The sequence below is a fragment of the Candidatus Protochlamydia amoebophila UWE25 genome, from assembly GCF_000011565.2.
Lineage (GTDB): Bacteria > Chlamydiota > Chlamydiia > Chlamydiales > Parachlamydiaceae > Protochlamydia > Protochlamydia amoebophila.
Map to the genome: position 1 here is coordinate 2,241,675 of NC_005861.2, position 21,223 is coordinate 2,262,897.

General features: G+C 33.2%; 21 protein-coding genes, 2 tRNA genes and 2 pseudogenes. 14 read left to right on the forward strand and 11 right to left on the reverse strand.

From position 1 onward, the window contains the following. Positions 1-70 precede the first annotated feature (70 nt). The 4 genes from PC_RS08905 (at position 71) to PC_RS08920 (ending at position 4,314) form a co-directional block, all read left to right on the forward strand. Complete coding sequence (locus PC_RS08905; RefSeq protein WP_011176402.1) at positions 71-1,102, forward strand: tetratricopeptide repeat protein; 1,032 nt, start codon at positions 71-73, stop codon at positions 1,100-1,102. 47 nt (positions 1,103-1,149) lie between these two features. Further along, on the forward strand, positions 1,150-2,421 hold the full coding sequence (locus PC_RS08910) for a DUF4864 domain-containing protein (RefSeq protein WP_011176403.1): 1,272 nt from the start codon (positions 1,150-1,152) through the stop codon (positions 2,419-2,421). Positions 2,422-2,428: 7 nt separating this feature from the next. Continuing rightward, positions 2,429-3,007, forward strand: coding sequence for a 16S rRNA (guanine(966)-N(2))-methyltransferase RsmD (gene rsmD / locus PC_RS08915; protein WP_044045620.1), 579 nt, complete (start codon positions 2,429-2,431; stop codon positions 3,005-3,007). Positions 3,008-3,336: 329 nt separating this feature from the next. Continuing rightward, entirely contained in the window at positions 3,337-4,314 is a 978-nt protein-coding gene (locus PC_RS08920) for a hypothetical protein (protein ID WP_011176405.1), read from the forward strand. Between the two features lie 94 nt (positions 4,315-4,408). Here the strand turns inward: PC_RS08920 and PC_RS08925 are convergent, their stop codons facing one another. Next, positions 4,409-5,611: an MFS transporter gene (locus PC_RS08925; protein WP_011176406.1), complete on the reverse strand. Its 1,203-nt coding sequence runs from the start codon at positions 5,609-5,611 to the stop codon at positions 4,409-4,411. A 270-nt stretch (positions 5,612-5,881) separates the two neighbouring features. On the opposite strand from PC_RS08925, the gene PC_RS08930 reads away from it, so the two are divergent. The 5 genes from PC_RS08930 to PC_RS08950 all read left to right on the forward strand — a co-directional run bounded on the left by PC_RS08930 (position 5,882) and on the right by PC_RS08950 (position 9,390). Further along, positions 5,882-6,376: a hypothetical protein gene (locus PC_RS08930; protein ID WP_011176407.1), complete on the forward strand. Its 495-nt coding sequence runs from the start codon at positions 5,882-5,884 to the stop codon at positions 6,374-6,376. A 33-nt stretch (positions 6,377-6,409) separates the two neighbouring features. Continuing rightward, on the forward strand, positions 6,410-6,850 hold the full coding sequence (locus PC_RS08935; RefSeq protein ID WP_011176408.1) for a hypothetical protein: 441 nt from the start codon (positions 6,410-6,412) through the stop codon (positions 6,848-6,850). Positions 6,851-6,878: 28 nt separating this feature from the next. Then, on the forward strand, positions 6,879-7,511 hold the full coding sequence (locus tag PC_RS08940) for a hypothetical protein (RefSeq protein ID WP_011176409.1): 633 nt from the start codon (positions 6,879-6,881) through the stop codon (positions 7,509-7,511). A 115-nt stretch (positions 7,512-7,626) separates the two neighbouring features. Then, positions 7,627-8,487: an MNIO family bufferin maturase gene (gene bufB / locus PC_RS08945; RefSeq protein WP_011176410.1), complete on the forward strand. Its 861-nt coding sequence runs from the start codon at positions 7,627-7,629 to the stop codon at positions 8,485-8,487. A gap of 6 nt (positions 8,488-8,493) precedes the next feature. Beyond that, a complete protein-coding gene (locus PC_RS08950; protein WP_011176411.1) occupies positions 8,494-9,390 on the forward strand; it encodes an HvfC/BufC family peptide modification chaperone in 897 nt (298 codons plus the stop codon). A gap of 7 nt (positions 9,391-9,397) precedes the next feature. Here the strand turns inward: PC_RS08950 and PC_RS08955 are convergent, their stop codons facing one another. Next, a complete protein-coding gene (locus PC_RS08955; protein WP_044045252.1) occupies positions 9,398-10,036 on the reverse strand; it encodes a hypothetical protein in 639 nt (212 codons plus the stop codon). 183 nt (positions 10,037-10,219) lie between these two features. On the opposite strand from PC_RS08955, the gene pgeF reads away from it, so the two are divergent. Together pgeF and PC_RS08965 are read left to right on the forward strand one after the other, a co-directional pair. Continuing rightward, complete coding sequence (gene pgeF / locus PC_RS08960) at positions 10,220-10,987, forward strand: peptidoglycan editing factor PgeF (protein ID WP_181679112.1); 768 nt, start codon at positions 10,220-10,222, stop codon at positions 10,985-10,987. 37 nt (positions 10,988-11,024) lie between these two features. Further along, complete coding sequence (locus PC_RS08965; protein ID WP_011176414.1) at positions 11,025-11,672, forward strand: histidine phosphatase family protein; 648 nt, start codon at positions 11,025-11,027, stop codon at positions 11,670-11,672. A 122-nt stretch (positions 11,673-11,794) separates the two neighbouring features. Here PC_RS08965 and PC_RS11510 read toward each other — a convergent pair. Together PC_RS11510 and PC_RS11515 are read right to left on the reverse strand one after the other, a co-directional pair. Beyond that, positions 11,795-11,996, reverse strand: a pseudogene (locus PC_RS11510) (IS982-like element ISPasp3 family transposase); the annotation flags it as partial. After that, positions 11,983-12,106: pseudogene (locus PC_RS11515) on the reverse strand (IS1/IS1595 family N-terminal zinc-binding domain-containing protein); the annotation flags it as partial. The pseudogenes PC_RS11510 and PC_RS11515, both read right to left, overlap by 14 nt. A 426-nt stretch (positions 12,107-12,532) precedes the next feature. Here PC_RS11515 and PC_RS08970 point away from each other — a divergent pair. The 3 genes from PC_RS08970 to PC_RS11520 all read left to right on the forward strand — a co-directional run bounded on the left by PC_RS08970 (position 12,533) and on the right by PC_RS11520 (position 15,363). Further along, positions 12,533-14,083 (forward strand): hypothetical protein, encoded by a 1,551-nt coding sequence (locus PC_RS08970; RefSeq protein ID WP_011176415.1) that lies wholly within the window; start codon positions 12,533-12,535, stop codon positions 14,081-14,083. An 83-nt stretch (positions 14,084-14,166) separates the two neighbouring features. Next, positions 14,167-14,658 carry a hypothetical protein gene (locus PC_RS08975; protein WP_011176416.1) on the forward strand — a complete coding sequence of 164 codons (492 nt, stop codon included), beginning with the start codon at positions 14,167-14,169 and terminating at the stop codon, positions 14,656-14,658. A gap of 531 nt (positions 14,659-15,189) precedes the next feature. Next, positions 15,190-15,363, forward strand: coding sequence for a hypothetical protein (locus PC_RS11520; RefSeq protein WP_181679113.1), 174 nt, complete (start codon positions 15,190-15,192; stop codon positions 15,361-15,363). A 451-nt stretch (positions 15,364-15,814) separates the two neighbouring features. Here PC_RS11520 and PC_RS08980 read toward each other — a convergent pair whose 3' ends face one another. The 7 genes from PC_RS08980 to pyrH form a co-directional block, all read right to left on the reverse strand. Next, the gene (locus tag PC_RS08980) at positions 15,815-16,909 is read right to left on the reverse strand and encodes a CDP-glycerol glycerophosphotransferase family protein (RefSeq protein WP_011176418.1); all 1,095 of its coding nucleotides are present in this window, start codon (positions 16,907-16,909) and stop codon (positions 15,815-15,817) included. A 10-nt stretch (positions 16,910-16,919) separates the two neighbouring features. Next, positions 16,920-17,996 carry a protein arginine kinase gene (locus PC_RS08985; protein ID WP_044045254.1) on the reverse strand — a complete coding sequence of 359 codons (1,077 nt, stop codon included), beginning with the start codon at positions 17,994-17,996 and terminating at the stop codon, positions 16,920-16,922. Continuing rightward, positions 17,980-18,558 (reverse strand): UvrB/UvrC motif-containing protein, encoded by a 579-nt coding sequence (locus tag PC_RS08990; RefSeq protein WP_011176420.1) that lies wholly within the window; start codon positions 18,556-18,558, stop codon positions 17,980-17,982. Before PC_RS08990 ends, PC_RS08985 begins: the two co-directional genes overlap by 17 nt. Positions 18,559-18,948: 390 nt before the next feature. Next, a tRNA-Lys gene (locus tag PC_RS08995) sits at positions 18,949-19,022 on the reverse strand. Positions 19,023-19,026: 4 nt separating this feature from the next. Continuing rightward, positions 19,027-19,101, reverse strand: a tRNA-Glu gene (locus tag PC_RS09000). 107 nt (positions 19,102-19,208) lie between these two features. Beyond that, the gene (frr, locus tag PC_RS09005) at positions 19,209-19,760 is read right to left on the reverse strand and encodes a ribosome recycling factor (RefSeq protein ID WP_011176421.1); all 552 of its coding nucleotides are present in this window, start codon (positions 19,758-19,760) and stop codon (positions 19,209-19,211) included. A gap of 11 nt (positions 19,761-19,771) precedes the next feature. Next, entirely contained in the window at positions 19,772-20,527 is a 756-nt protein-coding gene (gene pyrH / locus PC_RS09010) for a UMP kinase (protein ID WP_011176422.1), read from the reverse strand. Positions 20,528-21,223: the final 696 nt, after the last annotated feature.

A 21,223-nucleotide genomic window follows, 5' to 3' on the forward strand; every position in this document is an offset into this window, starting at 1 on the left:
AAAATATTTGTTTAAATTTTGTCAACTAATGATATAAAAATTTCTTAGATATCAGGAAAATCAGAGGGTTATGGCTGCTGAAAAAGAAATTATACTAGAATTTGATAGAGAATTTTATAAAAATCGTACGCAAGCCTTGATGGAGCCTGCAATAGAACAATTTTTACGTGTTATCAAATCCTATACACTATTTAATATCTTTTTTCTCAGTTTACTCTCAGCGGAAATAATTTATTTTTTTATCCACCTCACTTTTTTAGCGCAAACATTTGTTTTAGCAATTCATTTAGCATTAATTGTGGCAACAATTTTTTCTTACTTTACTCTAAAAGTTTATTTTGAGAGTCGGAAAACAGAGCAATTAATGGATTTAAAATCTGATTTTATTCATGCATGTGAATTAAATATTCAAGATTTAGAAGATTCTCCAGAATATCATCTCACTATTGCCTATGCCTGTTGTCGACTAGCCGCAGATTTACACGGTAAAGAATATGTCATCTACCAAGTTCCTTTTAGACTAAATTTTTTATTTCCGATGATCGAAAAAATAAGTTGCTGGGTTCATTGGCAAGATGTTCATACGATGAAAGAATTATTGCTTCAAGGATGTATTGAAGAGCACATCAAGTTAGTTAGACTTGAACCAACTGACCTAGAAGCTCATACAGGACTTGCTAATGCTTATGTCATGTTATCTGGACTGTATGTTGATCCTAGAACTATAGAGGGTTTAGATGACGACCGATGGCTGCCAGCCAATAAATACAACGAATCTTTTCAGTTAAAATTTAGATACATTGCCGAAAGAGCTATTGAAGAATTTAAAATTTTAAGTGATTATGCTCCTCAAGATCCATGGGTTCATGCTCAGTTAGCTTATAGTTATCATGATCTTCAGATGCCCGAAGAAGAAATCAAAGAATATGAAATTATTTTGCAACTATGTCCTGAGGATAAAGAAACCTTATTTAAACTGGGTAAACTTTATTTTGAACAGGGCTTAAACGCTAAAGGGCTGCAAATTTACGAAATTTTAAAAAAATCCAACTATAAAAAAGCAGAAAGTTTAATCCATTTTTATGGCGCCTACGCGATCTAAAAATTTGTTATATTCAGATAATTGTATTCATAAAGGAAAATGACGTTATGTTTTGTTCGCAATGTGGCACTGAAATTGGTAAAAATGATCAACCTTGTCCTTCTTGTGGAACCCCCTCTCATAAAAATATTTCTGGCACGTCTGCTACAACTTCCTCTTCTCAGTCCGTCAAAAAGAAAAAAATGCCTCTTTGGTTTAAAATTTTAATTGGGGTAGCCTTTTTATTACTCGTTGGAGTCACGGGAGGAATTTTATTTACAGAAACTCTTGTCGATGTCATTGATAAACAATTAGAGGCTCTTAGAAATAACGAGATTTCCAAAGCTTATTACGAATATACTTCAAAAGAATTTCAAGCAGCGACATCGCTAGATCAATATCGTCAATTTGTAGAAACTTATCCTGCTTTTTTAAACAATCACTCTGCTCACTTTACGCAACGCGCCATTAAAAATAATGTAAGTACATTAAAAGGAAACCTCTCAACTCAAAACCACACTAATATTCCTGTAGAATACAGATTGATCAAGGAAGATGATAAATGGAAAATTCTTAGTATCCGCTTACTTCAATCACTAAGCCCCTATACAGAAAAAACTTTATCAAATGCTCAAGACTTAATTAACGTTGTTCAAAACCAACTTCAATTAATTCAAAATAATCAACTTTTGAAGGCATATGAAGAATATTCTGCAGAGGAATTCAAAGAAACAACTTCAAAAAGTGAATTTGAAAATTTTGTGAAGCGTTATCCCATTTTACAGGATTATCAAACAGCCTCATATCATAAACGGAAAGTAAGTGATGGAATAGGAACACTTGCTGTCATTCTGCAAACAAATCACTTGACCGCTTATGTTAAGTATTATCTTGTTTACGAAGACAACGCATGGAAAGTTTGGAGTATGCGAATCCTATCTCCAGAAGAAGGTGCTCAAGAGTCTCGTCAGCATGCAAAAAAAAATCCTAAACATTTGCAAACAACAAAGATGAGTTTTGGTTCTTATCATTTAGGATCTTCAGTTAATAAAGAAGGATCCATTGATCATCCACAAACAAAATTTAAAGGGGATTTGAAAGATCTTTATATTGATCTAGAAATAGCTAATGCGGCTAAAAACAGTGTTATTCAGTTAAATCTTCAACATTTAGAAAGTGGGACATCGATCCCGGCGAAAGCAATTATTGAAGAAGAGGGGGATACCCTATTGATGTCTGTTTTTACTCCTCCATCAGCTGGCTGGCCAAAAGGACATTACAGACTGATTATCACTACCTCTTCCGGTTTGAATAAAATTATAGATTTTAATGTTGAGTGATTCCTTTATGTATATCATTACAGGACTATATCGCCATAAACGCTTAGTAACTCCTAAAGACGATTTAACACGTCCAACAGCTAGTCGCTTAAGAGAAGCTCTTTTTAACATTTGTCAAAACTTTATTGAAGAAGCAGCATTTCTTGATTTATTTGCTGGATCAGGAGCGATAGGATTTGAAGCTTTAAGTCGAGGAGCCAAATCAGCAACCTTTATTGATTCCAGCAAAGAAGCCTTAAAATGTCAGCAAAAAAATGCCTCTCTTTTAGGAGTCGAACAACAATGTCAACTATTATATGGAGAAGTATTTACTCTTTTAGAATACCTCAAAAAACAACAAAAACGTTTTAATATCATTTTTGCCGATCCTCCCTATGCTAAACAGGTCTATGCAAATGAGCCTTCTTATAGCGAGAAAATTATCCGTTGCATCGATACAAGTGACTTACTAGCAGAAAAAGGAACTCTTTTTATTGAAGAAGACAGTCGTTTTTCCCCTCAATTGAACGATTTAAAAAAACTTCAACTCATTAATAGCAGAAAAATAGGGCATTCTTCTCTACAACGTTATTCATTCATAAACTAGAATAATAAAAATGACTTCGCTTTTTCCACTCTGATTTGAAATTGATTAGATTGAAAAGAAGAACAATTCATCTTTTCAATTTATTAGAGTGCAAATCTTGTTGTTCTTATTGCAGTGGTAAGTCAGTCTTCAAATAAAGAAATCCTCATCATAATTTAGTTTTTTATCCTACTAATAAACTTCAAAAAGTGTTTATCTATTTAAATTTTTGAAATTTTATTGCTTTATTTTAGCACTCTACATACAAGTGATGTATTCAAAAGATGTTTAATTCCAGGCGAGCGTAAGAAATTTATCTATCTCGCGTTAATTTGAAAAGGAGACGATTCATGTTTAGATCTCTGGTCGCTTTGATGGCCATTTGCCTAATGACTTTATCTACGTTGTGTATTGCCAGTTGTCAACAAAGTGTGGAAATGGGTGTAGGTTGGAGACGAGATAAGCTAAATTGGAAGTTAAAAAATATAGAGCTGGATCAGATTTCTGGAAATGTGGATTCCCATATACAATTTAAAAAACTTGAGTTGTACATGGCTTATGCAAAAGCAAAATGGATCGGCTCAAAATATTATGTGCGTTTATCTGCTGACTACGGAACATCTTTCAAAGGAGAAGCAAGAGAGCATTTTCAGTTGGATACACCCTTATTAAACAAAGATATTTTAGTAAATACACATGATCCTATTAAAAAAAGAAGTGAAGTCTACGACTTTGACATCGCCACAGGTTATCCTTTAAGTTTCTGTTACGGACGTTTGAATGTGGTTCCTTTAATCGGTTTTTCTTTTCATCGCCAACATTTAAGAGTTAAAGGAAAAAAAGATTCTTCCTCTTCTTCGTCTTATTTTTCTCCTATCTCTTCCTCTAACCCACTCTATGGTAATGACTCTAATCCTTTTGTAAAACCATCCAGTGACTCAAATCCCATTATCGCCAACAAACTGGGACTTAATGTATCAAGACGGACAAGTACTTACCGTTTCAACTGGTATGGATTTTATTTAGGCACTGATATCGCCTACGCCCTTGATAAAGAATGGACTCTCTATGCAGAATTAGAAGCCCACTGTTTAGATAGTTGCCACCGTAAAAGAAAATCTTGGACAGGTGTGTATTTTGTTGATCATTACCATCGTAATCGTTGGGCTTGGGGTTTCAATACAAATTTAGGAACAACCTTTTGTTTATCTAATTGTTGGTATGGAAAGATTTCCTTGGATTATAAATGGTTGAAATCTCATACCCGTAAAGATGAACTTAAATGGGAATCGGTTGGAATCAACGCAGCATTATCCCATTCTTTCTAAGTCCATCTTAGCTCGATGGGGAACTCCTCATTCACATCGAGCTAAACCAAATTTCTGAAATAGCTGTTAAAAAATGAAGATTGTTTAACCTTGTTTAACAAGGAGAAAAAACTAATTCTTGTTCTTCTTTGGGAAGAGAGAATGTTGCATAAATTTGAATGAGGAATAGTAAACCAAGCACAGCCAACGCTTTGATAGGTGCATAATTCTCAAAAAAAGCTGTCATTAACCCAACTGATCCTGGACCGATTGCTTCAGATATACACCAAACCATCCCCATTAAAAAAGCACTGATAGATCCTGCCTGCCCAGGTGCATAGCGTACACCAAGCGCAATTCCAATCGGATTCACAAGCGTCAATGAAGCTCCTAAAATAAAAAGTAATAGGAGAGAAAGCCACATAGAAAAACTTCCAAAAAACAAGATAAAATAAAAAGTCGCACAACTGACTATCCCAGCGTATAAGATGACTTGCCGAGGAGAGTATTTATCAGCTAAATAGCCAGCTGGCACCATCATACATGCTCCTCCCAAAATTAAGCATAGATGCCCTCCTCCATAATAAATCCATTCGGCTAAACCTAGGGTTTTTAAAGCATCTGGTAAAATAAAAATCATCCCCCATAAAATGGATTGATTGGCCACTTGTGCTAAATAAAGCATTCGCAAGGGAATATGACAAAAAAAAGCCTTAAAATCTCTTAAAATACCCTTCTTTAAAGTATGCTGAACAGATTGTATCACGGGAAAACGATAAAAAATCAAAAAAAAGCTCAAAATAATGGCGGGGATGGCTAGTAAATACGTTTGTCCATTCATATTTTTATACACAAATAAAAAAATCAGTTGGCTAAAAGCAAGTCCTAAACTCCCTCCCGAAGCAAAAATAGCCATTAATAAGCCTCGCCTCGTTGGAATCAAACTTCCCATTAAACTGCCTGCAGCAGGATGAAAGCTACCTGAACCTAAACAGGTAAATAAGTAAAGACAAAATAAAATCCCATAATGGCTAAATTGGACTACAAGTGTACTAGCAACCACTAATAGCAATCCTAAAATCATTAAATGCTTTCGATAACCTCTGTCACTAAATGCTCCAAAAAATAATTGAGCTCCTTCCCCAATAAATGCTCCTGCTGCAACGACAAGGCCAGCTTTGGCGAAATCTAATTGAGCCATCGACTTATAGACAGGCCAAATTCCTAGCATTGTATCAATAAAAAAATGTGCTAACCATGTCAAAGCCAGTAACGGAGCTAACGATAATGGAATAGATTGTTTCGCAGAAAAAACCATACAAACCTTTTTCAAAATTTATCGAATATAACAACAATTTTTATTAGTTAAATTAAATTAATATTATAAATATAATAAAATAATTATAAATTTTTTTAAATAAATTAATGATTAAATAGTTTCGATTATCAATTCAACAAAAACACTTTTTATCAAATAAAATTTCCAAATGATGATGGACAAAAAATTCTTATTGCTTTTATGGTCAGGTTAAATTCAAAAAATTACTTAGTGAATTATCCTCTCTTTTAATTATACCATAGAGGCTTTATGAAAATTAAAAATTTAGCAAAAGTTGTTTTTGCAACACTTTTATTAGCCTCTGTTCAATCCATTAATGCACAAGCAACTTGTAAACAAGCTTCAAGCTATTCTCCCAACTTAAGCAAGGAAGATTGTGGCAGTCAAGTAAGTTTTGATTCTCAATCCCATTCTACTCGGAGTGATTTAGCTGATAATTATTCGTATGGATGTGACAATAGCCTTTACTCTTATAAAGAACATTCTAGAGGGTCTGAAACTAGCTATTCTTGTCGTTCAAAACAAAGTTCTGACAGAATGAACCGTTCTAATAGATATTATAATACAAGTTTTAATGTAGGGAATTATCCCTCTGGGATAAGCAGCTATTCGGGAACAAGTACCGGCTCTGGAATTAGCAATGGATATCATAGCACCCCTAATGGCACTTATAAAACTGATCGTCGGTATTATGATCGAAATATCAAAGCTAATTTAGATGCTTATCATCAAATAAAGAGATAAGAGAACAAAAATATTAACCTTTTGGAGGAAAAAATGGAAAACAAGAAAAAACAATTAGTGAAAGCCGCTTTTGCAGCTTTAGTATTAGCATCTAGCCCTGTTACTGCTCAGACAACAGATGGAACAGCGACTGACGGTTGGGTAACTTCTGAGACATTGCTTGCGACGGCAGGTTGCGGTGCAAGCGACGGTTCTCATGGTTGTGGTGCAGCTACCCCTCCTCCAAAAGAAACAAGTGCAAAAATAGACAACATATTAAACAATTCAAAACACACAACTGCATCTAATAACAACGGTAATACAGATAAAAACAATTATAGCCGATCTAGTAATTCAAATCTAGCAGATGCTACATCTAATACTAATAGTAACTGGAATACGTTATCAACGACAACAAATTCGATAGATGCCAAAAACCCCAATGAAATGAATACAAGTGACGGAGTAACAACAAATCCGACGACTAAAAAATAATTACAAATTAAATTATGCGAGGAAAGTTATGAAGAAAGGTCTAACTCAATCAGCTTTAGCAGCTCTGGTGCTCGCATCAGCTCTGCCTATTGTCGCTCAAGCTGATCAACATTCGCAAGAGTTATTACTTGCAGCGGCTAGCTGTGGAGCTTATCATCCTAAACAAGGCAAAAGAGAAATTGCTGACAACTCTACTGGCACAAATTCCTATGTTGCGAACAATAATTCATACCAAATGAATTCAAATAGTAGCTATGAAAATATAAGCAATACTTATAATGGGACAAGCACAAGTCCAGGAAATGATAGTGTAAGCACTCCAAATCTCAAGAATAATGACTGGAATGCAGCGCATATCTCTAATCATTCTTATTCTCAAACGGGTACGCAGTATCAATCAAACGCTAATGGCTATCACAGTTATAACAATGCAGAAGAAGTTGATTATAATCATGCTACATCTGCAGTGTCTAATACAAGCTCTGAAGAGCAATTAGTGAGTTCACTTAACGGTGAAACACGTAAGATCTATGATAGCTTAAGTACTCAAGGTAAGGCTTTAGCAATTCAATTAGCTAGCCAAGATAATTACCGTGATAAGAATTTGGCTGTTAAAGAAGCGCAAAAAAGAACTGAAAAAGCAGACGTAATGGTTCGTTAATCTGTTTTGTCAAATAGATGCATGTGCGTGCCAGTAGTGGTTGCGCACATTTATTTTTCTAAACACCTTTAAAAGCTGACAAGTCACGTTCAATGACTTTTTAGATAGGCAAAAAATGGCACCCCGTCAAATTCCAAATTTAGGCATTGGTATTGGATTACGTTTTCCCCATTTAGAAGATATTTTTAAATTCAAGCCAGAAATCGATTGGTTTGAAATCATCAGTGAAAATTTTATGTTAGATGAGGGTAAGTCTTTAGAGTATTTACAAAAAATTTTAGAAAGCTATCCCGTAGTTCAACATGGGGTATCCTTGGCAATTGGAAGTTCTGCTCCTCTTGATTACGCGTACTTAAAAAAACTCAAAGCACTCACTAAATTAACAAAAACTCCTTGGGTCTCTGATCACTTATGTTGGGGACACCAACCAGGCGCTCATTACCATGACTTACTTCCACTTCCTTATACACGAGAAGTCGTTGATTATGTGGCAGAAAGAGCTCGGATTGTTCAAGATTATTTAGAAATTCCTTTTGCTTTAGAAAATCTTTCTTCTTATGTGGCATTTACACAAGATCAAATGCCAGAATGGGAATTTTATGCTGCCATTGTAGAAAAAGCAAACATTTACATGATGCTAGATGTCAATAATATTTATGTTTCTAGTCGAAATCATGGATTTGATCCCAAACTTTACTATCAAAATATTCCCCTAGAACGAGTCATTCAAATTCATTTAGCAGGTCACCAAGATTTTGGGGATTATGTCTTAGATACACACGATCATCCCGTCAGAGATGAAGTCTGGGAATTATATGCAGAAATCTATCCATTGACTGGAGGAGTTTCTACTCTTCTTGAATGGGATGACAATCTTTTATCTTTTGAAGAAACTTGGAAAGAAGCTTTAAAAGCCAAACAATTTCAAAAAAATATTTCTTCTCCTTTACCCTCTTCTTTAGTCAACTCTGTTTGAGGATAAATGAATAGAATTCGCAACTCAAGTTATAAACAAGTAAATATTCCAAAAGATCTTCAACTAATCCAGGAATGGTTTGCAAATGTTATTACTACACCTTTAGCAAAAAATGATACGATTCATCATAAAACTAAAAACGGAGATTTAATCTCCGAGGAAGCAAAAAACTATATTGCTCCAAGCCCTACGCTTCTTCCTCATCAATGCATACAAATTTATAATCAACAATACTGGTGGCGATTAATTAACATACTTTATACAAATTTTCCGCTTCTTGTACGTTTGACAGGTTGCAAAATATTTAAAGAAAAAATTGCCATCCCTTATTTATCGGAATGTCCTCCCAATCACTGGGCATTATCATTAGTAGGAGAGCGTTTACCGGACTGGATTTCTAAAAATTATAAGAGACCGGATCATTCACTGATAGAACAAGCTGTTCAACTTGACTGGGCTTTTACAGCTAGTTGGATTGCTTCTAAGCATATTCCTTTGAATCTCTCAGAACTCAACAAACAAAATCCGGAAGAGATTTTAAGAAAAACACTTTTTCTTCAGCCTCATATTCATCTTTTTAAATGGAATGTTAATTTATTTTTATTTCGAGAAGAATTAATAAAACAAGATATCCATTATTGGACGAATCACCGCATTCCCCTACTTAAAAAAGAAGAGATTCATTACTACGTTCTTTATCGTACTGAAAAAAATATATTAGCGTGGAGAGAGGTCTTAGAAGGAGAGTTTTTCTTACTTCAACTTCTTCAACAAGGCATAAGTCTTGAAAAAGCTTGCGAAAAGATTGAACAACAAAGTACAAAACTTTACGAGCAAGCTTGCAATCATCTACAAAAATGGATCCAAAATTGGGCTCAGCAACATTGGCTAATTGAAAAATGAAGAGGTCTTAGAAATAGACCCCAAAACCAGCCCCTAACTTCAAACCATCACAATTTAAGTGCTTCCAAACATGATTCCCATTAAAATCGTGTTTGCGTGAAAAATGAAATTGTTGGACAAAGTAATCAGCAAATAAATCAATAAACGTCGTTGGTCCTATTGTCCATCTTAAACCAACTTTTGCAACAACTCCTACTCCATGCTTTGAAATATGTTTTTTTAAGGAAGAAAAGTAAGAAGAATAGCTACTGTCCCGACTAAAATCTTCCCAGCGATGCTTTATATGCAAAAATGAATAACAAGCTCCAGCTCCCGTATAAATATCTAAATAATTTGTTAAAGGATAGGTAAACTTAAAGCCTAAAGTGAGGGGAAGAATATAAATTCGATTCTTTTGTTTAAACATGCTATAGTCATCGCGCAAATTTCCTTTTTTATTCATCCAATTGATCCCTGCCCAAACTTCAAAGAGTGGGTGAACGCGTTTGGATGTTTCGACTTGGTAGTCAATCAAACAAGAAGAATAAACTTTTCTAAATTGTTTAGAAGAGGGTTGAAAATAAGCGCCTCGAACCTCTAAAGTCCAATCAGATGCACATAAGCAAATAGGAAGTAAAAGAAAAAGAAGGAAAGAATTAAATTTCATATTTTTCAACTTAAGGGTTAAATACTGACGTTATTTCTTATTTCAATTGAAGTTTGAGAAAATTTATAAATTAGCAGATCACAGAAGTCAATAGCATTTGTCTGTTACCCCGCAAAGTTTTGCCTTTTTCTTCATAATTTTTTTACTCTTCAATAATAATAATAATCCTACTACGGTTAAATGATGCGACATTTCAAAGAAGATCGGCTCGAGTGGCTAGAATTTGAGCTTTTAACAGATATTCCTCACTTAAAACATGCTGTTTTTCTACGTAAAGGGGGATATAGTGTTGATCCTTTTAATCAATTGAATGTGAGCTATTCTGTAGGAGACAATCCAATCTCAGTTGAAAAAAATCGTAGCTTGATTGAAAACAGTCTAAAAAATGGCACTCCTCATACATTTAAAATGATTCATGGGCATGCTTGTCATGGCCATCAAGTCGCTCCAGTGGAGATCGATTCTCCTTCAACTATTCTGTTGACAGATGGTTTAACTTGCGCAACACCAGGCATTGCTTTAATGATGACCCATGCAGATTGTCAAATTGCTTTATTTTATGATCCTCAACATCACGTGATTGCGAATGTTCATGCTGGATGGAGAGGTAGTGTACAAAATATTTATGCAAAAACTATTACGCAGATGAAAGATCGATTTGGATCTGACCCTAAAAATCTACTTGTTTGCATTTCCCCCAGTCTTGGACCTGAGGAATCAGAATTTATTCATTATAAAAATGAATTCCCTGAAGAATTTTGGGAATTTCAATTTAAACCAAATTATTTTGATTTTTGGTCATTAACGGAGTATCAATTGCAAAAAGAGGGAATTCTTTTTCATCACATCGAAGTGGCAAGATTAAGTACATTTACAAATCCAAACGATTATTTTTCCTATCGGAGAGAAAAAATAACGGGAAGGAATGCCACAATTATTATGCTTTTGTAAAAAGTAACCCTATTTAAAGTACTAAAAAGGCACATTAATGGTAGATAAAAATTTATTTTGCGATATTTATTTAATCCGGCATGGAGAGACAGATTGGAACATGTTAGGAAAATTACAAGGGCATATTGATATTTCTCTTAACAGCTCAGGTAAGATTCAAGCTCGGAACCTTCAAAAGCAACTGAATCACATTAATTTTGCAGCAGCTTTTTCCTCTGATCTTAGCCGAGCGCGTCAAACGGCAGAAATTGTTCTCGAATCAAAAGACATTAAGATAGAGGAAACAGCTGTTTTAAGAGAGCGACAGCTAGGCGAATGGGAAGGTCAATCAATAGATGACCTAAAAAATTGGTTGCAAAAGAACAGTCAAATTGATTCTTTCACTCAAGAAGATTTTTTAGCCTACAAGTGGGATTCAATATCTGAAAACTATGCAGAAGTATTCAACCGTTTGTCTAGGCTTGTTTTAAAGATCTCTCCATTGTACTTAGGCTCTACAATTTTGCTGTCTTCCCACGGAGGATTATTACGCTCAGTTCTTTATCAGTTGGATTTTAAAAGTGAACTCAGATGGCATGTAGATAATTGTGGATTTATTAAAATACGTGCCAATAATAGAGGTGGAATGACTATTGCGGAATGTCATGGGATTAAGACCTCAAGAGCCTCCTCTTCAACATTTTGACCTTATAAGGGAGTTAAAATCCGAATCCAATAATTGATCTTCATACTATCGATTAGAATTTGTGTCTGTTTGTTGAAAGGATAAAGATTTAAACTCACATATTTAATGTAAGTTGCAAATAACTAATTTGTTAAAAAATTTGTTGCAGCTGCTACTAAAATCCTAACACTTTAATTTCAAATCCATTAAACGTCGTTGCATGAATTTTTCTAGGCATCAGTCTTGATATCACGCCAAATCCCCCTCAATAAATTTTCTAATGTGCTTCAAGTTTACAAAATCATGTAAGTCGATTAAGTGAAGAGATTGAAATTTTGGCTTCATTGTTTTCGCTCCACTGTTTGCCACACTCTAAACAGTGAAAATTTTGCTTTTATTGTCTTGTATCACCCTTCCTCTTTACCAAACCTGAGCCGCAGGTGTGTACATCTCATTGCTCTTCTTCGCTTGAATTAGGACAATTAGTCTACCTAATTAGTTAGTTTATTGAAATAGCCTTACCTATTTAGCACTACCCAAATATGTCAGGGTACGAGTGTATATTGTATCGAGTTTTCTTTAAATCACGAACTATTTTAAAAACATAGGAAAGATATAAATTTAATTTTTAACAGAAAAAATAATTAACATTCAATTTTAATAGATAATAAAAAAAGTTAACTAAATAAAATATCAACAAACTAATTAATTAACAATAAATTATAAACAACTTTATAAAAATAAATAAATGTAAAAAATAATAATTTATTTATAAAATATAAATATTTATTATAAAATTTATTTTTAATTAACAAATAAATTTTATTGAATTTATTTTTTTTAAATTATATAATTAAACAAAAATAAAATTTTGAGGTTTTATGTCTTTACCAATTTCTACATTAACAAATCAAATTATAATTAAATCGGAAAATAAACCAGAAGAAGTAGAAGTAAAAACAACTATTTTTCCTACTAATATTGCAACGACGAAATATTTTATTAATAAAGTTGATGTGGTAGGGGAAACACCTAATTCAGAATTTTTTATGGAATTTTGTTACTCAGGAGAAAAATTTGTTGATCCATTTAGCTGTGATAATACAGAAACGTATATTCGTAGATGGTTAATAGGAAGTAAAGAATTTCGTTTAATTCAAGATAATGAAAATATTTCCTATGAATTACTGGATCGTATTAATAAATCTATTATTCAAAAAAAAAATCTACTTATTCCACAACTTGAAACTATTCAAGATAAAATTAAATGTCTTTTAAGCTGCGAATTAATAATTAATGACAATCATACACCCTCTTTTATACTACCTCCTACTTACGAAATTTGCCATCAATGGGAAATTGAAAATAACGAAATTACTTTGTTAAGGAAAAATAATGATTTAATTTGGCAGCTATTCAATAAAAATACTAAAACAATTGCTCAAGTTCCATTTAATGAATCAACTTTTAAAACTTTTTATTGTGAATCCACAACTAAACGTAAAATCGAAATAGCGCTTAAAAATTATCCCTTGGAACATAAAATTGACTTTATCAAAAAACATCTTGCATTAGTTCCTATCACCCATTCAATCGCTCGTATTCAATTTTTATGTTTTAAGATATTTAGTCAGCACTATGTAAAAAGTTGTTGCCCTAAATATCAATTTCAATTTGCAGCAAAAGAAGAATTGAGTATTTTAGGTTCTGGTAGAGAATTTGTTATTAACACTTCCGATAAATGGATATTTAATGGTCCCAGTTGCGTGTTTAGTCAGACTATCATTAAAACTAAGGAATTAGACCATCCTATCCACCCCTTTTATATAGGAATTGAGCCAATAAGTAAAAAAAGCCGAATAGATGATCGTGTATCCGTGAGTCAACTGATATGGGCTGTAACTTTAGTCGCCCATACAGGTTGTGATGGTAATCATGCAGAAATTCGTATTGAAGGAATCAGTGATGGATTTGACAATAGCCAATTTTCAACTAGTAAAAACCCTATTTCTTTGGAACAAGGTCAATATTTTATGTACGTATCTCATTATCGACCATCAATTGAAAGTGATGTAATTTTTCCAGGAAACGAGGAAGCTGAATATGAAGAAAGGTCTGCAATTTATTTAGCCCCTAGTGAAAAAATAAAAAAAATGCTTATAGAAATTAAAAAAGAAAAAGAGACTCCTCTTAAAGAAAAAAGTCCTTTTTCGTTTTTTGGAAGTGATTCGATAGTTGGTCGAGGATGCCATAATTGCACGACTTGGGCTAGAGAAAAGCTTAAAATGTTAAATATTAATCTTGATGATCAAATAAATTACTTAAAACTAATGTCAAACCAATATAAACAAATTTTAATTACAAAAGCTAAAGATTATACAGAAAAAGATGAGGTACATTTAAGTTGCCCTCCACCTTTACAGAGATTATAAATTAGTTTATTTTAAAAACAATTAAAAATAAAATAAATAATTTTTAATTATTTAATATTTAAATTTAAATAAATGAGGATTAAATGAACTTTAATTTAAATAATGTAACAAACTTAATTGAATTATTTTCTATTGTAAAAAATGCTAAAGAAAATATTTCTTTTTGGGGATATCGTTATATCTATATAGTGGGCTATGAAAATACATTACCAATTGATGCTTTGGCATCAAAACTCATGGAGTTAGTTAGAGTGGATTTTGATTTTAGTGAGGACGAACGATTAATTGGCAAATCTATAACTCCTATTATTGAGAATCTTTATGAACAAAATAAAAAAAGGATTAATGATAAAAATTGGTTTACTCAAATTATTTGCAAAATAAGAGATCTTTGGAAATTTAATAAAGAAGGTGGATACGGAATCAAATTTGAATGGGATAATTATTTTTGGAAAGACACTTTTGATTATTATACAGAACATCAATACAAAAAAATATTTAACAAATATCCTATTCGATGTACAGATTGGCATGATGCTTATACAGGTCCAAATAGATGGCTTGCACCAGCTTGAAAATTTGTCAGGTAATAAGAAGAATCAAAGTTAGATGATAACCTATATAGTTAGAATTTCAAACATCAATCAATAGAACGTATTCAAAATTATAAAAAAGAAATTATTATCACTAATCTTGTTTATTAAATAATGTTAAAACTTTATTTTAATTATATTATTTTATAAGTTAATCAATAAAATTGAATTTCCTATATATAAATATTTAAATAAAATTAGGTAGCCCTAAATAGATAGTGATATAAATTTTTATTTTATGAACGCTTTATTTTTTTATTTTAAAAATATGGGAGCATTTGATGGACATTTTCTGCTTTAATCGCCATTCACATCCCATGCGTGAAAATGGTTCCATTCAAATCGTAAAACAAAAATAGGAATGCGTTGCATTTCGAAAGCAGTCATTTGAGAACCCTCAAAATAAAAACATTTCAAACGAAACTAGAGAACGAATTTGAAGATCTTAAAAGAGTTTCTCTACAAGGAATTGCAAAATATTTGATGTAAGCATGCCTTGGCTATTTAGGGTCCATGGAGCAAACTTTTCAGTTATTGCCAAAAAACTTAAATGCATCAGTCATTGTTGAAAATGAAAAGTTCGGAGTGCTTATCCTTAAAGGAGTTGAAATGTGGAGTTTTGTGGGAAGTTCGAAAAATGTCAGTGGCTATGGCTTTTCATGCATTCAACAACACGCCAAATCTTAGCATGTCATGCAAGAAAAAGGCCAAAAGCTTCAGGAAAGACTTTGATGGCAAAACTGCCTACAAAATAAGAAAAAAGCCCACTTTTTCACAGATACAGTCGTAGCTTAGGATGAAATGATCCCATAGCAGCAGCACAGTCCTGTTGGCAAAGAATCAAGAAGACAAGTGACACGGAAAAAATTGAGTATCCAATCAGACAGCGATGCGCAAGACTCATTCGAAAAATAGGATCTTTTTCAAAGAAAATAGAAAACGATATTGATTGATCAAGGTGTTTATCTGTAACGACAATAGCAATTTGAAATCACTACCTACCTACCTACCTATTTAGGACTACCTTCTATTTGAGAAGAAGCATATAAATTAAGCTGCTGAGTTTAAGAAAATTCAGTGGGAGCTAGAGGAATTTTTTTCCGTTTGAAGGTAGAGTTCGAATATAAATTTGTTATCATCAATCAAATTTTTTTGGAGAAAAAGTTGCCTGATAAATCATTTCTTTTAAATGATCAAAAGAAACTTCTTCACCAAAAGTATATTGGTAAATGTCTTGACGTATTTGATCATAGCGTGCTTGATCAAAACAAAGTTCTTTCTCTAAAATTTGATAAAACTGGGTATAGTTATGAGGTTGAATTTCAAATCCACAGCGGTATAGGAATAAATTTCTATCTTTTTGAACGTCTCGTTTTCGCTGATTTAAGAAAAACATCGGGCGGTTGAAGGTGAGAAAATCATAGCCAATTGACGACATATCTCCTAAATAAATATCAGATCGCGCGAGTAAGGGATAAATCACTGGAAAGTCTTGAACAAAAATAATATTTTCTTTTTTTTCATATTTTCCAATCATTTGATAAAGAGCCGGGCCATCCGTTTCCTCTAAAGCAGGGTGAATTTTAACCAACAAATTGTAATCCTCAGGAAGATTTTCAAATATAGCCTGTGCATGCATAAAGGATGTCGTATGATCTTGGTCATGACAAGTTGGAGCATACAAGATTGTAGTTTGCTTTTTTTTAAATTTCCCCCAAACCAGTTCTTCGGCGATGGAATCAAAATGAGTTTGAAACATTTTGTAGTACAAATATCGATAATTTCCTGTCCTAGGAGCAACATTAAGATGATTTAGAATTTTGAAATCTTTGAACAAATCCAACATGTTTTGTCCGTATATTAATACAATATCTTCCCATACACTCTTTTCTAGCCAAAAGATTTTATCCGAAAAACCATGAGGACAATGGACATTTCTTACCTCTTTTTGAAAAGCTTTTTCAAGCCCTTGAAATTTAGCGTAGAAATCGTGGCGGTGCCAAGGCTCCGACTGAAAGAAGACATCAAAATTTTCAATTAAATAACGAGGTGTAACATCTTCCCAATCATGTAGGAGGATTTTTAATTGAGGATAGAGTTTTTGAGAGTTGATCGCGTGTTTTTCATCCGTTAAGAGTAATGGCATCCCCATTGCTACACAAAGAGGGGCTAAGTGTTCAGTCAAATGAACATATGAATTAGGATTTAAGCCGACACAGGCTTTTTGCTTCATATTTCTACTCTTAAATTAATAATGAGCTACCTTTTAAAGCTTTGTGGATAAATTCAGCCCTTTTATGAGGTATTTCTTCAGGGGTCAATTTTTGTTTTTGGTGGCAGATTAAATGAGCTCGTCTGATACTAAACAACAAATCATTTAATGTCTTTTGATCGATACCTTTCAACCAGTTCAAATCAAGACCCAATTTAAGTAAACTAATGGCCTTCATTGCTTCAATAGATTCAATTTGGTAAGAATGTAAAAGAATCGCATACGCACGACTAATTTTATCTTTGAGATCAGAAATTTCCTGGTCATGCTCTTGTTTCAAAATATTTCGAACACTTTTTTCTTCCAAGGCTAATTTAGTCGCCAAAGTTCTTAATGAAGAAATAATATTTTCTTCTGTCATTCCAAGAGTATAATTATTATGAAAAGCCACAATATCCCCTATGATTTCATGGGGATTTCCTTGTAAACCTGTTTGCTCAATTCCCTCATCTTTATCTTTTTGCAAAACGTCATTCAAACGGTTTGTATAAATCAATCCGGGCAGATGCAAAAAAATAGTCACAATGAGGCCTGTTCCACATCTGGTAGGATCTGCGGTTAAAAAACCAAACTTCGAAGAAAAAGCAAAATTTACTAAGTTATTTAAATTTGTTTCGATTTTAACTAATCGTTCCCAAGCTCCTTCTAATTCTTCTTTAGTATCTACCCAATGCAGCATCAAATGATCGCGTAAATTGAAGACGGCTAAAAATTCTCCCGAGGCATCTAATACAAATGCTTCACCCGTGTTCGCTTGATGAAAGCTTTCTGGTGTTAGAAAATGTTCCACCAACAATTCTTTTTCAATCGGTTGCATATCTTCAGCTTTAAAAAGCTGTGATTTTTTTAATAAATCATTTTTTAAAAGGTCTTTGTATAAAAGAGAAACGATTTGTTTCCGTTTATCTGTCTCCAGCTTACTTGGGAATTTGAATTTTTCTAAATTTCTTAAAAGCGTCAAAGTTGTTCCTAGCCAAATATCATTTCCATTAACACTCCATGGGTTTTGATTACATAATAAAGAATAAGGGTTATTTTGATTCGTCACGCTCTTCCCCTTCTTTTTCTGGTTTTGAATCTTCTTTATGCTCTGTTAAGGCACGAATTTGATCTCTCAACAAAGCCGCTTGTTCATAATCTTCTCGTTGAAGAGTTTCTTTAAGAGCTTCATCAAGGGCTAATAAGCGAGAAGAAGGCTTAATGACTAAAGTTTCTCCAGGAGCTCGACCAATATGAATAGGTGATGATTTTTTAATCGAAACAAGGCGAGAAGTAAGTCGATTAGCGGCTTGAATTTCAGCTAATAGAATATTACCAAATACATTGTAGCATTCCGGACAACCTAACTGATGTCCTCTTTTAACTTCTTCTAAAGTAGTTCCGCAATTTCCACATTCTAGAGCAGCCCCTAAGCCTACTTGACTTTGAATATATTCTTTTGGGCTTGTTCCATGCAGTCTTCTTTCCAACTCTGGACAACTTGCACACATACTAGTATGAGTCATATTCTCACCCACAATTTCTGTGTAGCGAACAGCAATTGGTTTTTTACATTCTCCACATTCAAGTGGTCTATCGGAAAAGTTTTTGTCTGGATTTTTATCGACCATCGAAATAAAACCTCTGAAATTAAACGTTATTAACCAACCAAATGATTTTTATTAAGAATTAGGCATTTAAAGAGTTCCAGCTTATTAAAAATTCAGTCTCATCAACCCTAACATCGTTATCATTAAAGTCATACCAAATCACACTTTAATGTAAAATTTTTTCAAATAGCAATGTAAATTTTTTGCAAAAAGGATAAAAGGAGCCCTTACAAAAGTTTTTAAAAAAGAGGCTTTCGAAGGATCAAACGATTTAAAATTGGGGACTGGTTCGTTTCAATATGTAAGAAATTAAATATTAAAAAAATAAAGAAAAAGCTTTTTGAAAAAAGCACTTATTAAAAGTAATCGCAAGAAAAGAGCTTATTAGAATAAATCTGCCTAAAAGACATATGAGTCTTGATGGACTCGAACCATCGACCCCCTCATTAAAAGTGAGGTGCTCTAACCAACTGAGCTAAAGACTCTTGATGACCCCAAGGGGATTCGAACCCCTGTTATCGGAATGAAAATCCGGTGTCCTAGACCTGGCTAGACGATGGGGCCAGGTAAAAAACTTAAATCGTATTTAGAATAAATAGGATCCAAACTATTCTTCAATTTTTGATTGAAGAGGCTTTATCCTAAAATAAAGCCTCATTTTTTTACAAGCATTAAATTGTGGAAATTTCTTTTTCTTTTTTTTCCGCGATTTCATCAGCTTCTTTACAAAACTTATCCGTTAACTCTTGAATATTTTTTTCGAGTTTTTTTAAAACATCTTCTGCAATGATTCCTTCCGATTTTTGTTTTCTTGCTAATTCATTGGCATCGCGTCTGATATTTCGAATACTAACTTTTGTCTTTTCTTTTTCTTCATGGCAAATTTTTGCCATTTTTTTTCGAATTTCTTCTGTCATAGGAGGAATTTTTATACGAACAGAATGCGCATCAACAATAGGCATTAAACCTAAATTTGCTTTTTCAATACCTTTGCCAATCGATCCCGCATTTTGAGGATCAAAGGGAGTAATTAATAGTTGACGCGCCTCGGGAGCAGAAATCGAAGCAACATCTTTTAGACGCATAGGGCTTCCATAGACTTCTATCATCACATGCTCAACCATTCCCGGATTGGCACGACCCGTACGAATATTTTTCAAATCATTCTTTAAATGTTCAATTGCCGTTATCATTTTGGTTTTAGTTTGATCAACTATGCTCATATTAACTCCTATTATCTATCTAGCTTGTTAGCTTCATGACCAATTTCTCCATCATCAACTAAAGTTCCATGACTATAATCTGTTAAGACATGGTCTAATCTATTTTCAAATAGACGCTTCATGTTAAACACAAAGATAGGAATTTGATGATTTCTACATAAAGCAATAGCAGTAGCATCCATGACTTGTAATTTTTCTGCAAGCACTTGAGAATAAGAAATTCGATCATATTTGACAGCTTGGGTATTTTTTAAAGGATCCTGATTATAAATCCCATCTACCTTAGTCGCTTTAAGCAGTAAATTTGCTTGTATTTCACTTGCTCTTAAAGCTGCAGCTGTATCTGTTGTAAAATAGGGGTTACCTGTTCCTCCGACGAAAATGACAACCACCCCCTCTTCTAAATATTGCAAAGCTTTACTCCATTGATAAGACTCTGCTACTTTTGGACAGTCTAAGGCACTCATCACGCACGTTTTGACTTCTAAACTTATTAAAGCTTGTTGAAGAGCGATCCCATTTAAAAGCGTTGCAAGCATTCCCATATGGTCTGCAGGAACACGAGGCATTCCATTTGCTTTAAGGTTTATTCCTCTGAAAATATTTCCTCCTCCAATCACAATTCCTAATTGGATTCCCAATTGTTGAATTTGTTGAATAGATTTAGTAATTTGAAGGCAAGCTTGTTGCTGGATGCCAAAGCCTTGGTTACCAATCAACGTTTCTCCCGATAACTTGAGTAAAATGCGCTTGGGAAAGGTGCTCATAAAATCCTTAGAAAAGGTAAAAATAATTTAAAATCCTTAAAAAGCTCTAGCTAAACTTTCCATTTGTAAATCAATACTGCGTTTAACTTCTTATAAAACTCTTTTTTTTCAATGACAACTTTTTTGAAAGTTAAAATTTTAAGGAGGCATTAATTGCCTCTTTATTGACAAAAATCGCATGCATTGAAATAAATTTTGGAAACAATTTTTTTTATAAGCACTTCTTATGATGAAACTATTAAGAAATTAAAAGTTGGGCTTACGTTAAACCCGGAATCAAATAGACAAGATCTTTTTAAAGCTTATTTAGACACTGTTCAAATTGAGCAAGCCAAAATGGCTTTTCGTTAAAATCAGTCAAAAACCATTATTTACTACATAAAAAAATCCTATGAGTTAACTCATCAAAATGACCCTTATCTTGTCGAATTAATGAAAATTTATTTAGCAGACAGGTCTTTTAAGTAAGCAGCTTCTCTATTCATCGATATTAATCCCTAACCTGGGGAATATCAATTTAGTTTAAAAAAAGAAGCGTATGAGACTCTGGCAAAAGGAATAAATCCTTTTAATAGTCCACTAACGCTTACATATATAGAAAAAGCATTTAAACTAGACCTGTTTAATAAGCCATATAAAAAGCAAGTTATCAGCTAATCCTTAAGTAAATAAAACATTTACCGATGTGATTAGTTT

What these genes read in the sequence shown, in the direction of transcription:
- PC_RS08905 (WP_011176402.1), top strand. Translation starts at nt 71, where the DNA reads ATGGCTGCTGAAAAAGAAATTATACTAGAATTTGATAGAGAATTTTAT.
- PC_RS08925 (WP_011176406.1), bottom strand. Translation starts at nt 5,611, where the DNA reads ATGGTTTTTTCTGCGAAACAATCTATTCCATTATCGTTAGCTCCGTTA.
- PC_RS08980 (WP_011176418.1), bottom strand. Translation starts at nt 16,909, where the DNA reads ATGAAGCAAAAAGCCTGTGTCGGCTTAAATCCTAATTCATATGTTCAT.
- PC_RS08920 (WP_011176405.1), top strand. Translation starts at nt 3,337, where the DNA reads ATGTTTAGATCTCTGGTCGCTTTGATGGCCATTTGCCTAATGACTTTA.
- pgeF (WP_181679112.1), top strand. Translation starts at nt 10,220, where the DNA reads ATGCGACATTTCAAAGAAGATCGGCTCGAGTGGCTAGAATTTGAGCTT.
- PC_RS08930 (WP_011176407.1), top strand. Translation starts at nt 5,882, where the DNA reads ATGAAAATTAAAAATTTAGCAAAAGTTGTTTTTGCAACACTTTTATTA.
- frr (WP_011176421.1), bottom strand. Translation starts at nt 19,760, where the DNA reads ATGAGCATAGTTGATCAAACTAAAACCAAAATGATAACGGCAATTGAA.
- rsmD (WP_044045620.1), top strand. Translation starts at nt 2,429, where the DNA reads ATGTATATCATTACAGGACTATATCGCCATAAACGCTTAGTAACTCCT.
- PC_RS08910 (WP_011176403.1), top strand. Translation starts at nt 1,150, where the DNA reads ATGTTTTGTTCGCAATGTGGCACTGAAATTGGTAAAAATGATCAACCT.
- PC_RS08950 (WP_011176411.1), top strand. Translation starts at nt 8,494, where the DNA reads ATGAATAGAATTCGCAACTCAAGTTATAAACAAGTAAATATTCCAAAA.
- PC_RS11520 (WP_181679113.1), top strand. Translation starts at nt 15,190, where the DNA reads ATGGAGCAAACTTTTCAGTTATTGCCAAAAAACTTAAATGCATCAGTC.
- PC_RS08955 (WP_044045252.1), bottom strand. Translation starts at nt 10,036, where the DNA reads ATGAAATTTAATTCTTTCCTTCTTTTTCTTTTACTTCCTATTTGCTTA.
- PC_RS08940 (WP_011176409.1), top strand. Translation starts at nt 6,879, where the DNA reads ATGAAGAAAGGTCTAACTCAATCAGCTTTAGCAGCTCTGGTGCTCGCA.
- PC_RS08975 (WP_011176416.1), top strand. Translation starts at nt 14,167, where the DNA reads ATGAACTTTAATTTAAATAATGTAACAAACTTAATTGAATTATTTTCT.
- bufB (WP_011176410.1), top strand. Translation starts at nt 7,627, where the DNA reads ATGGCACCCCGTCAAATTCCAAATTTAGGCATTGGTATTGGATTACGT.
- PC_RS08965 (WP_011176414.1), top strand. Translation starts at nt 11,025, where the DNA reads ATGGTAGATAAAAATTTATTTTGCGATATTTATTTAATCCGGCATGGA.
- PC_RS08970 (WP_011176415.1), top strand. Translation starts at nt 12,533, where the DNA reads ATGTCTTTACCAATTTCTACATTAACAAATCAAATTATAATTAAATCG.
- PC_RS08990 (WP_011176420.1), bottom strand. Translation starts at nt 18,558, where the DNA reads ATGGTCGATAAAAATCCAGACAAAAACTTTTCCGATAGACCACTTGAA.
- pyrH (WP_011176422.1), bottom strand. Translation starts at nt 20,527, where the DNA reads ATGAGCACCTTTCCCAAGCGCATTTTACTCAAGTTATCGGGAGAAACG.
- PC_RS08935 (WP_011176408.1), top strand. Translation starts at nt 6,410, where the DNA reads ATGGAAAACAAGAAAAAACAATTAGTGAAAGCCGCTTTTGCAGCTTTA.